Here is a 13,133-nt window from a genome sequence, read left to right as displayed (position 1 = left end):
CCACTGCTGTAACAATGATTCAATGAGCAGACTGAAACGCATATACCAATATTTCAAACCCAACAGAAACAAGATCATTTTTGCGCTGATAGCGTCGGCTATCGTTTCCGCAACGGACGGCGCAACCGCATACATCGTAAAACACGTTCTGGATGATATCTTTATAGGTAAAAACGAGAATATGCTCCGGCTTATACCTATGATCATTCTGGTGATATATACCATAAGGCTGGGCGCAAGGTACGTTCAGGTTCATCAGATGCAGTATGCCGCCCAGATGGCCATTAAAAAGCTGCGGGAAGAGCTTTATGCCAAGATGATCTATCTGCCCATGCGCTATTACGATTCAAACGAAACCGGAACAATGATGGCCAGAATTATCAGTGATGCAAACAACATGCAGAACGCCATCCCCGCTTCAGTAAAGATATTCCGTGACTCACTTTCTGTCTTCTTCCTCATAGGCGTAGTGCTCTATCAGGACTTCAAACTCGGTTCCACGATATTCATTGCCCTGCCTTTTATGCTGATACTTATAAAAAAATCCGGAAAGATGATTAAAAAGTACAGCCGCAAGGAGCAGGAGCAGGTGGGCATAGTCTCCTCAGCTCTTCAGGAGAGCTTCACAGGGGTAAAGGTTGTCAAAGCCTTTGCGTCCGAGGACAGGGAGATTGAAAAATTCACCCGTCTCAACGACAGAGAGGTGCACTTCAAGCTGAAAAAGCTTGCGGTGTCCGCCCTCAGCTCCCCTCTGATGGAGACCATAGCAGGATTTGCCATCGCAGGAATAATTTTCTACGGCGGATATGAAGTTATAAAGGGCAACACGACACCCGGAACATTCTTTTCGTTCGTAACGGCATTCGGACTTATGTTCGAACCCTTTAAAAAGATAATCTCCGACAACACCACCGTGCAGACGGCTCTTGCGTCCGCCGACAGGATTTTTGAGCTGATGGACGAGCAGAACGAGATGCTGGACAACGACGGCACTCTGATCTGCAAAGCCGAGGGCAAGGAGATCCGTTTCGAGGATGTCACCTTTAAGTATCAAACCGGAGAGGACATAGTTCTCAACGGCGTCAATCTGGACGTTAAGCCCGGAATGACAGTTGCTCTGGTGGGCTCCAGCGGTGCGGGAAAAAGTACCATTGCGGCGCTGATCCCCAGATTTTACGATGTTACCGGAGGCCGCATAACCATCGGCGGAACGGACATCCGTGAGTTCAGCCTGAACTCCCTCAGAACAAACATAGGCATAGTTTCTCAGGAGCCTTTCCTGTTCAACGAATCCGTTAAGAACAACATAGCCTACGGCGTTCAGGACGCCGATATGGAAAAGATAAAGAAAGCCGCTGACAGCGCATATGCCACGGGATTTATAAACGAGCTGACCGAAGGCTTCGACACCGTTATCGGCGAGAGGGGCGACAGGCTCTCAGGCGGCCAGAAACAGAGGCTCACCATAGCCCGTGCACTGCTTCTGAACCCTCCGATACTCATCCTTGACGAGGCCACCAGTGCTCTGGATACGGAATCCGAAAGGATAGTTCAGCAGGCACTTTCAAACCTTATGAAGGGCAGAACCAGCTTCGTTATTGCCCACAGGCTTTCGACCATTGTAAATGCCGACATGATAGTGGTTCTGGACAAGGGCCGTGTCATGGCAACTGGCAGGCACTCGGAGCTTATTGAAACCTGCGATATATATTCGAACTTATGCCGTCTCCAGTTCGGCACGGAAAGGGATTAATCACTTTGACAAAAGTGTTTTGCGGTGGTAGCGTTCTATAGACTTTTGCAGATTCGGCTCTTTGCGTGATAATTTTCGGGGAGCTATAATGAATTATTTTTCTTATCAAAACGGAACGATGCACTGCGAAGAAACAGCCCTTGAGCAGATCGCATCAGAGATCGGCACTCCTTTTTACGTCTACAGCGCAAAATCTTTTACAGACAGCTACAATAACTTCGCAAACGCTTTCCAGAGCAGGAAAAATATAATCTGCTTCGCTGTAAAGTCCTGTTCCAATATCGGTGTGCTGGGGCTTCTCGGCTCTCTTGGCGCAGGTGCGGACATAGTTTCCGGCGGCGAGCTTTACAGGGCTTTGCGTGCAGGAATTGACCCTGAAAAGATAGTTTATGCGGGAGTGGGCAAGACCCGTCAGGAGATAAAAGAGGCTCTGGAAGCCGGAATACTGATGTTCAATGCGGAATCGGCTCAGGAACTTGACGTTCTGAACGAGGTTGCCGGAAGCACGGGAAAACGTGCGAGAGTTGCCATCCGTGTCAACCCGAACGTAGACCCCAAGACCCACCCCTATATCTCCACAGGACTTAAAAAGAATAAATTCGGCATCTCCGCCGACACCGTTAAAGAGCAGTTCAGATACGCCGCAACCCTTGAATGGCTTGATGTTGAAGGCGTTCACTGCCATATCGGCTCCCAGCTCACCGAGGTTTCCCCCTTTGGGGAGGCCGCAAAGATTATGGCAAGCCTTATTAAAGACTTGCGGGCTGACGGAATTGATATAAAATATCTGGACATGGGCGGAGGTCTCGGCATAACATATAACGGCGAAACGCCGCCGAACCACAGCGAATATGCCGCAGCGGTTCTTGAGGCCGTCCGTGATCTGGACGTTACCCTGATATTTGAGCCGGGCAGGAACATTTCCGGCAACGCAGGGGCGCTGGTGACCCGTGTGCTTTACACAAAGGACACAGAAGCCAAGCATTTCAAGGTGGTTGATGCCGCCATGAACGATCTGGCCAGACCGTCACTTTATGACGCATACCACTCTATCCTTCCCGTTCGTGAGACGGATGCGAAGATAAAATGCGATGTGGTTGGGCCCATATGCGAGACAGGAGACTTTCTGGCTCGTGACAGAGAGGCCGCAGACGTACCAGTTGACGGGCTTTATGCCGTTATGAGCGCAGGTGCTTACGGAATGAGCATGTCCAGCAACTATAACTCACGCCCCAGAGCGGCGGAAGTGCTTGTGTCCGGCGGAAATTACTTTATAATAAGGCGAAGAGAAACTTACGCAGACTTAACAGGACCGGAATCAGTTCCGGCTTTCCTTAGAACAGGTAAAAATATATGAGAAAAATCCCCTTCTACAAAATGAGCGGTTCAGGAAACGACTTTATCATCATCGACAACCGTGACGGCAGGATGGACGGCATCAACCTTGTTGATTTCGTTGTAAAAACGTGTGCCAGATGCGTGTCTGTGGGTGCGGACGGACTTTTTCTGATAGAGGCTCCGAAGCAGGGGACGGATTTTTCATGGCAGTTCTATAACTCCGACGGTTCTGTGGCAGAGATGTGCGGAAACGGTTCACGCTGTGCCGCCCGCTTTGCATATCTGAACGGTATCGCAGGCAAAAAAATGTCTTTCGAAACGCTGGCAGGCATAATAGAGGCCGAGATAAAAGACGAGCCGGATGTTAAAGTGCGCATGACCGAGCCTAAAGACTACAAGGAATCATACACCCTCGATGTTGAGGGTGAAAAGATAGAGGTGAACAGTGTGAACACGGGAGTGCCCCACTGCGTCATCTTCAGCGATGATGTGGAGAACGCCGACCTTAAAAAATTCGGCCCCGCACTGCGCTACCACGAATACTACAAACCCAGAGGCACGAACGTGAACTTCTGCGGTGTCGACGAGAACGGATATCTCAGGGTGAGAACCTATGAGAGAGGGGTTGAAGGCGAAACAATGGCTTGCGGAACAGGTTCTGTCGCATGCGCCATGTTCGCCGTTTCTAAAGGACTTCTGAAAAGCCCCGTCACCGTGAAGACAACCAGCGGGAAACTGCTGAAGGTATATCTGGAAGACGGAAAGGTGTATCTGGAGGGTGAAGCCAGAATCATCTACACCGGCGAGCTGAACGAAGAAGCTGTTAACTATTAAATTATTTATAGAATAAACCGGAGGATATCCAATGTTTGAAGGCAGTATTGTTGCCATTGCCACACCTTTTAAAAATGACAAAGTTGACGAGGAAGCTCTGAGGAATCTGGTTGAATACCAGATCGCAAAAGGAACTGACGGTATCGTTCCCTGTGGAACCACAGGCGAATCCGCAACCCTGACCCACGACGAGCATTGCAGAGTTATAGATATAGTTATCGACCAGACAAAGAAACGTGTGCCCGTTATCGCAGGCTCCGGCTCAAATTCCACACATGAAACAGTGTATCTCACTGAACATGCTAAAAAAGCCGGTGCAGACGGTGCGCTCATCATCACACCTTACTACAACAAACCTACTCAGGAAGGTCTCTATCAGCACTTTAAACATGTTGCTGAGCGTGTGGACATCCCGATAGTAATGTATAACGTTCCCGGCAGAACATCCGTTAACATGCTTCCCGATACGGTCAACCGCCTTTCAAAGATCCCTAACATCGTAGCCATTAAAGAGGCCAGCGGTTCTATGGATCAGGCGGGAGCAATCCTTTCCGGCGCAGAAAAAGGCTTCGGTCTGCTGGCGGGCGAAGACTCGCTTTACTTCCCCCTTATGTGCATCGGAGCAAGCGGCGTTATCTCCGCATCAGTGAACGTTTGCCCCGCAGAAGCGGCGGCACTTTACGATGCATACGTTGCAGGCGACATGAAAACCGCAAGGGAACTGCATTTCAAACTGCTTCCCCTGTTCAATGCGCTGTTCCTTGAAACAAACCCCATCCCCGTTAAAAAGGCTCTTGAGCTGATGGGACTCATCGGCCCCGAGATCCGTCTGCCCCTCATCCCCATGACAGAGGCAGGGACGGCGAAACTGACAGCTGTTATGAAACAGGTCGGAATCATATGATCAAAGTTGCAATGGTAGGTGCGGCTGGAAAAATGGGCCGCCGCATCATAGCTCTTATAAACGAAGACGACAGATGCACCGTTTCGGGTGCGCTGGAGCACGCATCATCCTCCTTTCTGGGACACGATGCGGGCGAGGTGGCCGGCATAGGCAAAATAGGCGTGACCATCACTTCGGATATGCAGGAGGCGCTGGGCGGATGTGACGTTTTCATCGACTTCACAGGCGCAGAGCCCACAATGCACAATCTGGATGCCTATGCGAAGATAGGAAAGCCTGTGGTGATAGGCAGCACAGGACTCAGCGCCGCTCAGACCGAAAAGGTCAAAGAGCTTGCGCAGAAGATCCCCGTGCTCTTTTCGCCCAACATGAGCCTCGGCGTAAACCTTACGTTCAAGGTTCTGGAGATGGTGTCCAAGGCCATCGGCGAAAGATACGACATTGAGATAGTGGAAGCCCACCACAGACTTAAAAAAGACGCACCCAGCGGCACGGCAATGAAGATGGGCGAGGTTATCGCAAACGTCCTCGGCCGTGATATTGAGAAGGACGGCGCATACAGCCGCCACGGACTCATAGGCGCAAGAACCGACAGAGAGATCGGCATGCAGACTCTGCGTGCGGGCGATATTGTCGGCGAGCATACTGTGATGTTCTGCGGACAGGGCGAACGCATCGAAATAACTCACAGGGCGCACACCAGAGACACATTCGCCAGCGGAGCGATTTCCGCTGCGGCGTGGCTTGCGGGTAAGCCTGTCGGGTTTTATAATATGTTTGATGTATTAGGACTTTAATGAAAAGGGGGGCTTCGGCCTCCCTTTTTTTGCCGTATGAGCACTCCTGAGGCGTATGCCGAAGAGTCTCGCCATGAGATTTGTTACTGCGAACGAAGTGAAGCAGTCTTCCAAGTGTAGAAAGCCGGAATGTAAATCCCCCTTAATCCCCCTTTATCAAAGGGGGAAATATGAAACTCCCTAGTGCAGAATCTACCAAAAGCAGCGGAGTTTTCCAAGTTCAGATATCCCGCCGCTTAAGTACTCCTGATGTGGAAGTTGATGCTATTTTGTCCGTTTCATCCGTCACAAAGACATCAGATCCCTGTCATCCTGAGGCGTATGCCGAAGGATCTCAAACGCAGAGATTCTTCGTTTCACTCACTAGCCGAAGGCTGTATGAGTCTACTTCTAATTAATTGTCGAATAGAATGACCGAGAAACTAAACGTCTTCACGAACCCTGCAAGGGTGAAGTGAGCTTCCAAGTCTGGTGTGCGTGATGGTTAGTTAGTCTAGGGGTGGTAGACTGCTTAAGTCACTCTGAGGCATCGCCGAAGAGTCTCGCCATGAGATTCGTCACTGCGAACGAAGTGAAGCAGTCTTCCAAGAGTAGAAAACCGGAATGTAAATCCCCCTTAATCCCCCTTTATTAAAGGGGGAAATATGAAACTCCCTATTACGAGGTTCGCAATGCCGAAGTGAACAGCCGCAAAGTGAATATTCACATTTCCTGCTATATTAATAATAAACTAAATGCCTGTTAAATTTGCCTAACATTAAAAATGCTTTTAAACCAGTTCCTTAACTCAAAGACAGAAAATTATGTAAACGATATTTACATATTGCGGCAATAACGGACTGTAATATGTTTAACACCAGAGGATAGAAAAAGTCCGATTATGAAGCCAAACAGAAAAACAGGCGTAAGCCTGCAGCCTAAGACTTTTTCATCCTATAGACACCCTTAAGTTGTGATTTGCTGTCTTATTATCAGAGACATGGGAGGAAGCAAATGTGATTGTTAAGCGGCTAGGGTGCTTGTGATCACAGGAGATTTCGCCCGATTATGGGCAAAGCAGAAGGCGGAGGCCCTGAAACCTCCGCCCTTTTTTTATATACGGACAGAGCTGACCAGTTCTTCCCAGCCCGCCGAATCCTCTTTAACATATCCGGTAACACTTTCATACCATACTGTCTTTTGTCCGCTCTTGATGCTGAACCAGCGCCAGTCGTGGAGCCTGTTCAGAAGCAGTGCCGTTTCTTTGCCCATAGCTCCTGCCAGATGTACAACGGACGTGTCGGCTGTTATCACCATATCAAGATTGGCTATGACGGATGCAGTGTCGGCAAAATCGTTTATATGTGGTCTGAGATCATTTATTGAGGGATGAAGCGGTGCATCCGGTTCCTGTTTTGAGATGTAGTGGAGTTTTATGCTTTTATCAAACAGGGGATCGAAGGCCTCTTGGGGGATGGTTCTGGTTTCGTGCTTTATGTGTGACTTATCCGTGGCGAAAGCGATCCCCACGTTTTTCACCGACCTGTCAAAAAGATGAGCAGTTTTGTCTGCATCTGCCTTAAGATATCCTGCGGCACGGGGCATTGTTTTGGCTCTTACGTTCTGCACCAGAGGCAGGCTGAGAAGCGGTGAGTGACAGTCGAATTTTTCGAAATTTTCTGTTACCACTGTAACAAAGTCGGGCATGTTTGCACTGATCAGCGTGTGCAGTTCCGGCTGAACACGGAGAATTACCCGCTCAGGGCTGTATTTCTGCATATCAAGGACAAAACGGACAAACATCAGGGTGTCGCCGAAGCCGCCCAGACCGTCCTTTTCATCATAAATATAAATGGTTTTGCCTTTCAGGTCAGCGCCTCTCCAGAGGTTCTTTTCTTCTCCCTGCATTATGTGGGGCAGGTGTTTCAGTCTGGATTCCAGAAGTTGAAAACCTTTTCTGAAGTCTTTGTTTCTGAGGGTTATAAGCGCCAGATCCACTTTTTCTCTGTGAAAGTCGGGTTTGCCCGCTGTCAGTCTGCTCAGCATTGCGGCGGCGGCGTTGTATTCACCTTTTTCATAGAGTGCTATTGCGCATCCCCTAAGAGCATGAGGATTTTCGGGAGCTAATCCCAGAGCCGCCAGAAAGCATTCTGCGGCATCGTCATATTCGTTAATCGTCAGGAAAAGGTTTCCGACGTTTATTATGGTGTTGGCATTTTTCGGGTTCAGGTCGAGGGATCGGGAGAAATAGAGCTTTGCGGAGTCATAGTCGCCCTTTGCTTTGCAGATGAGTGCAAGGTTTGAATAGGCGTCAGCCTGATTGGGGTTTATGACTATTGCATTGCGGATGAAATATTCCGCCTCGTCCAGCATCCCGTGCTGACGGTATATTTCGCCCAGATTGTTGCTGAAGTCGGCATTTTTCGGGTCAAGCTCAAGAGCACGCCTCAGGTGTTCGATTGCCTCAAAATGTGTGCCTTGAGAATATTTTATCATTCCGAGATAAAACCATGCCTGCGCATCGTGGGGTTTAACCTCGATAACGGTTTTATACAGTTTTTCCGCCGCATCCAGTTTGCCTTCTTTGTGGTACTGGGTGGCAACGTGGAGCAGCTGTTCGGGGGTTGCATTGTGCATTTTCACATCCGCATCTGTTTTTTAAAGGATATCACATCTGCCCGTTTATGACAAACAATAGAATGTTTTCAATCGTTTATTGGTTAATCAGAATAATTATAATTTAATAATATATTTCCATGATTGTAAAAATCTGAGAATCTCGTTTGTGAGCTAATGTTTATAATGGTATAATATGTGAAACCCAAAAGGAGGTTCATATGTTCAGGAAAATTTTAATTTTCGGCCTTCTTACACTGTTTCTGACAGCACTTTACGGCTGCGGCGGAGGAGGCGGCGGCAGCGACAGCCCTGCTCCGACATCCGAAGTGACTGTCAAAACCACTATTGAAATGAGCGGAGTATCATCTGCCGTAGTAAGAGCGGCAACGGACATAATAGTGACCCTTACACTGCCCGACGGAACAGAGGTACGGATGACCAGCACTGGCAACGGAAATGAATATTCCTGCTCAGTTGCTTATCAGGAGGGAGATCCTGTGTTCATAAAGGCTGTGTATGGCGATCTCGTGCTTAAAAACTTCTTCGAGTCCATAGACGTATCGGGCGCAACGGCCGATCTGGGTGCAACAAACCCTTTGACCACTCTCTATGTCGACGTTCTTGAGTCGATGGTCGAGGCGGTTGACAGTACGGTGACCCCGTCGAATATTATCAGCTATCTGCTTGAGGGAGTTAAAGAGGCAACACTTGCCATCGACGTTATCTCTGTTAAAGAGGAGGTAACCGACACCGGCAATACTCAGTATGCCACACTTCAGCAGGCGTACACTGCGGCAATAAGTTGGGACAGCGCAGGAAACGCACAGGCATATGAAGCCGCCATGAATCAGGTCATAGCTGTCGTTGAGGCAGGCGGCATAGAAATACCCGTAACAGAGAACGAGAAGGCAGCAATTGAAGCAATGGCGAACAATATCGTCAGCAGTTTCTACTCAGGCAACATTTCTGTTCTCACAGGAATGATATATTCCCAGAATTTCATGGACTACGGCTATAACGCAACGGATTTCATAGCCGACATGACGGCCGGTGAAGAGGAGATCCCTGCCGGAGTGACTGTTTCCGTGGTGAAAGCGGAAGCCCTTGCAGTCAAGATGACCTCAGACGATCCGGCCTATAACACTCTGAAAGAGCAGGGCAGTCTGATGTACCGCATACTTATGAACAACCATGTCAGAGCCACGCTGGGCGGACAGGTTGTTTATGAAGAGGCATACGACGACCAGAAGGCGGGAGATGCCGGAATGATCCTGCAGAAGATAAACGGCACGTGGTATATCAGAGGAAATCAGGAAAGAGCTGATTTCTGGGCAACCTTAAACACTGACGCAGGCTGGAGCTCAAGATACGCATATATTTCCGCCTGCGAAGGAACCACCAACATCACATCCGGAACCGTAACATCCAACGGATTCACCGGAACGGCTGCTCTGGCTGTCAACCCATATGACACCGAGTGCAAGAGCGTTCAGGTATTTGAAAACGGAGAGGTCTGGACATGGAACGGCAGTCAGTTCACCAGAACGGGAACAGTCAGCCTGAACGGTGGAAATCTCTGCGGCAAGACCGTTACATACTCTCTGGCCATGGCCGACAGCTCAACCGTTACGAAAACCATGACACTGCCTACATGTGTCAGTAAGGCAGTGAGCATTTCAGTTGTTAAAAACAACGACGGTTCCGTTACGGCCACCTATTCGGCTCCCAATGATGAAGATATCAGTGAAGTTAACCTGATGGTCGAAAGATCACCTCAGACATCTGCAAGCGAAATCATTCTTGAAAAAGAGAATCTGCCGTTTGCAAGCACTTCATACACATTCAATGCGTCACTCTTCCAGTCCGGCGGTGTATATTCTTTCAGACTCATGTACACAGACAAATACCGCAGGCAATATTCTCCGTCAGCAGCGCAGCTGGCCTATTAAAGGCTGATTCTGAGAGGGCGGGCAACCGCCCTTTCTCTTTTGCATATTTTTTAACCACCCAATATGTATTGACTAATTGATTAAATTTTACATAGTATAACTATCAGCAAAAAAAAGGGGTGGTTTTTTGCAGACGATAGTACACGCAAACATATTTGAAATGCTGGCCGCAGATCTGGACATATCCGAAAATACCCTGCGTGATAAGCTCATGGCACAGGGAGCCCCGGAGTTCGTTAAATATCTCAGGCTGAATGGCGTCTGCATGTTCACCCACTCAATGCCCATGGCCTCCGAGCTGAGGGATATGGGCGGCAACATCCTTATAAACAAAGACATTCCCATCGACAAATACATCGAGTCCCTTCTGGAGAGATACGTTGTCAATCCAGGTTTCATGACCACTTCCGTTTCAGTTCAGGCGTCTGATGATGTTCTGGAGCTTTACAGGCTCAGGGTGAACTCACGTATTGAACGCTCCCTTGAGAGGGTGAAGAGCAGCGGAGGGAAGTTTAAAAGCTTTCACGAGTATGTGGATTTAAAGACCGGAATCAGCAGAAATTTCAGCGGTTTTGTGGACAGGCTTCTGGACAATGCAAAGGGTATATCTGTTATGCTCAGGATGGTGAAAAATCTGGACAGTCACATGGAGATGTTCTCAAACACAGTGCACACGACCTTTCTGGGGATGATTGTAGCATCAATGTATATGAGCAGGGCTGAGAATCTGGCCGAGAAGGATTATTTTCTGCATAATATGACCTTCACCACCTTCATGCAGTATTCAGGGATTTTTTCCGGCTACGCCCTTGAAGATTCCGAACCTGCGCTGAAATGTCATCAGTCGGCGCAGATTGCGGCCGAACTTTGCCGTGACCCGCAGGTTTATAAAGCGATACTCCATAGATACAGCTACAGAGATGCAGACGGAACGGCCGTCTTCAACATTCAGGACAACTCCGGAAACCCGTTCATGCGGATACTCATGACGGTGAACCTGTTTGTTGATATAGTCAAAAAGAACAGATACACAACCGGAAGCATTGAAGTGCACAAGGTTATGTATGAGCTGGCGTACTCAGGATATGCCGACATAGAGATAGTGAAGCTTCTGGGCAGACTGTTTCTGCCGGCGATGAAACAGCAGCTTCTGGAATATGCGTTTAAGCTGAGACAGGCATGCCCCAAAAGACCCCTTGTGTGGGGGATAACGGGTGACGGAATGCCGGTCAGGCTCATATGCGACAAGGAATGTGCCTATGCCGGGCTTCACAAGACATTCATTCCAGCAAACCAGATACTCCATACCGATGAGGGTGATTTCCAGACCGGAGCCATCGCCGGAATCTATTATCCCTGTGAGTTCCTCACCGATAAAATGCGGGTCTACTACAACAATCTGGCGGAAAAAGCCTAGTTTTCAGGCTTTATTGCATCTTCCTCTGCGATAGCAGCTTCAGGAATTACGGTTTCCACGTTCACTTTCATATTATATTTAAAATTTGCCGAAACAAACTTCGTCAGCATATTCATCTCTTCCGCTGAAACAGGTGTCTCTCTGATAACCTTCAGCCTGAGGGTTGCAGTGTTGTCGGAGCTGAGCAGTACCGCATAGTCGGTTATCTCGGCGGGAGCCAGCAGTTTGGCTATCTCAGCCCTGATATCCCTTGTTTTTTCCCTGAACTTATCCGAAACCTCGGCTATATTCAGCTCAACAGGTTCCGGCTGAGCCTTTACCACAGTGCGGGTGTTGCTAACCAGATCCTCTTTCAGAGCCACCTGAGTGATGTGGATGTCGCTCTTTTTGCCCAGTCTGTTTTCAATCTCTGCTTTCAGCACAAGGGTTTCGTCATGTGTCAGAGGCTTGCTGGCGGCCAGAGCAAGGTTGAGGTTCAGCGTATCCTTGTTCATACTGTAGCTGACGTTGAACACCGTGGCATTTTTTATGTTGCCCACTGCCTGATTAACTATTCTGCGGATTTTCAGGTTCTCCACCGACTGCTTAAGTGTGAAGGAGAGAGGAAGGCAGATGAGCAGGATGAGTGCGACTATCATTGTGAGACGTTTCTTTATGTAGTTGAAGTCCTTGAGGTGCTGAAAATACTGGTTTCCGAACAGGATGCCGCTGAGTGCCGTTGTGGCGACTATTGCCGCAAAGTTGGTTGCAAACAGCAGGAACGAACCCACGGAAACCGCCCAGTTGCCCGTGCCTATGCCGAAACCCACAACGCTTAAAGGGGGAATGATGGAAGTTGCTATGGCAACCCCGGTGAGTATGGAAACTGCGTTGGCACGCTTCGACAGGTAGCTGACCGAGACAGCCAGACCGGAGAAAACCGCTATGAAGAGGTCATAGAGGTTAGGTTTTGTTCTGGCCAGAATCTGTTCGTTCAACTCGTTCAGGGGTGATATGAAAGAGAGCACAGCGGCGGAGAGTATGACATACACAAGGCTTTTGCCTATGGTTGTCAGCGACTGTCTTATGAGTTTTGTTTCCGATGTTATGTATGCGAATCCGAAGCTGATTATCGGCCCCATAAGAGGGGAGATAAGCATTGCACCGATTATCACCGCAACGCTGTTGGTGATAAGTCCGAAAAGGGCTATGAAGTTTGCCAACAGCAGAAGAACCGTGTAGCTTTTTGTCATCTCGGACTGGGCATAAATCTCTTCAAAAAACGAAGGATCGCTGTCTATGTTGAAAAACTGAAGAAATCTCTCGAATTTTGTCATTCCGCACCCCTTATGACTCTAATGTTACCATGTAATTTGTAATTCTGAAATAAATGTATCAACTGCAATTTTCAGCAGAAGAGTAAAAATACCTATGAGCCGTTAAGATATTTTTCTGAACCCAAACGGTAATGCGCCTGATTTTCAGGTTTATATGCCTGTGGTAAAGTCGCAGCTGTTAAAACAGTTATCTCATCAGCTCCGGGGGAGGAGCTGGCCTCCATAGA

Annotated in this window: 9 protein-coding genes; 7 read left to right on the top strand and 2 right to left on the bottom strand. The window is 48.6% G+C overall.

The window, feature by feature from the left end; all coding sequences use genetic code 11:
• Positions 1-22 precede the first annotated feature (22 nt).
• The 5 genes from C8D98_RS11875 to dapB all read left to right on the top strand — a co-directional run bounded on the left by C8D98_RS11875 (position 23) and on the right by dapB (position 5,626).
• A complete protein-coding gene (locus C8D98_RS11875) occupies positions 23-1,753 on the top strand; it encodes an ABC transporter ATP-binding protein (protein WP_132874378.1) in 1,731 nt (576 codons plus the stop codon).
• 88 nt (positions 1,754-1,841) lie between these two features.
• Complete coding sequence (gene lysA / locus C8D98_RS11870; protein WP_132874377.1) at positions 1,842-3,110, top strand: diaminopimelate decarboxylase; 1,269 nt, start codon at positions 1,842-1,844, stop codon at positions 3,108-3,110.
• A complete protein-coding gene (gene dapF, locus C8D98_RS11865) occupies positions 3,107-3,925 on the top strand; it encodes a diaminopimelate epimerase (protein WP_132874376.1) in 819 nt (272 codons plus the stop codon). The genes lysA and dapF overlap by 4 nt, the downstream gene beginning before the upstream one ends.
• Positions 3,926-3,956: 31 nt before the next feature.
• Positions 3,957-4,829 (top strand): 4-hydroxy-tetrahydrodipicolinate synthase, encoded by an 873-nt coding sequence (gene dapA / locus C8D98_RS11860; RefSeq protein WP_132874375.1) that lies wholly within the window; start codon positions 3,957-3,959, stop codon positions 4,827-4,829.
• Positions 4,826-5,626 carry a 4-hydroxy-tetrahydrodipicolinate reductase gene (dapB, locus tag C8D98_RS11855; protein ID WP_132874374.1) on the top strand — a complete coding sequence of 267 codons (801 nt, stop codon included), beginning with the start codon at positions 4,826-4,828 and terminating at the stop codon, positions 5,624-5,626. Before dapA ends, dapB begins: the two co-directional genes overlap by 4 nt.
• Positions 5,627-6,718: 1,092 nt before the next feature.
• Here the strand turns inward: dapB and C8D98_RS11850 are convergent.
• Complete coding sequence (locus C8D98_RS11850) at positions 6,719-8,242, bottom strand: tetratricopeptide repeat protein (protein WP_132874373.1); 1,524 nt, start codon at positions 8,240-8,242, stop codon at positions 6,719-6,721.
• Positions 8,243-8,442: 200 nt separating this feature from the next.
• Here C8D98_RS11850 and C8D98_RS11845 point away from each other — a divergent pair, with 200 nt between their 5' ends.
• Together C8D98_RS11845 and C8D98_RS11840 are read left to right on the top strand one after the other, a co-directional pair.
• Positions 8,443-10,173, top strand: a complete 1,731-nt coding sequence (locus tag C8D98_RS11845; protein ID WP_132874372.1) for a hypothetical protein — start codon at positions 8,443-8,445, stop codon at positions 10,171-10,173.
• Positions 10,174-10,300: 127 nt separating this feature from the next.
• On the top strand, positions 10,301-11,590 hold the full coding sequence (locus tag C8D98_RS11840; protein ID WP_132874371.1) for a hypothetical protein: 1,290 nt from the start codon (positions 10,301-10,303) through the stop codon (positions 11,588-11,590).
• Here the strand turns inward: C8D98_RS11840 and C8D98_RS11835 are convergent.
• On the bottom strand, positions 11,587-12,906 hold the full coding sequence (locus C8D98_RS11835) for a TIGR00341 family protein (RefSeq protein WP_132874370.1): 1,320 nt from the start codon (positions 12,904-12,906) through the stop codon (positions 11,587-11,589). The genes C8D98_RS11840 and C8D98_RS11835 overlap by 4 nt on opposite strands.
• Positions 12,907-13,133: the final 227 nt, after the last annotated feature.

It is taken from the genome of Seleniivibrio woodruffii, from assembly GCF_004339245.1.
Taxonomy (GTDB): Bacteria; Chrysiogenota; Deferribacteres; order Deferribacterales; family Geovibrionaceae; genus Seleniivibrio; species Seleniivibrio woodruffii.
Note: the sequence above shows the minus strand (reverse complement) of the source record. Positions and strands in the feature narration are given on the sequence as shown.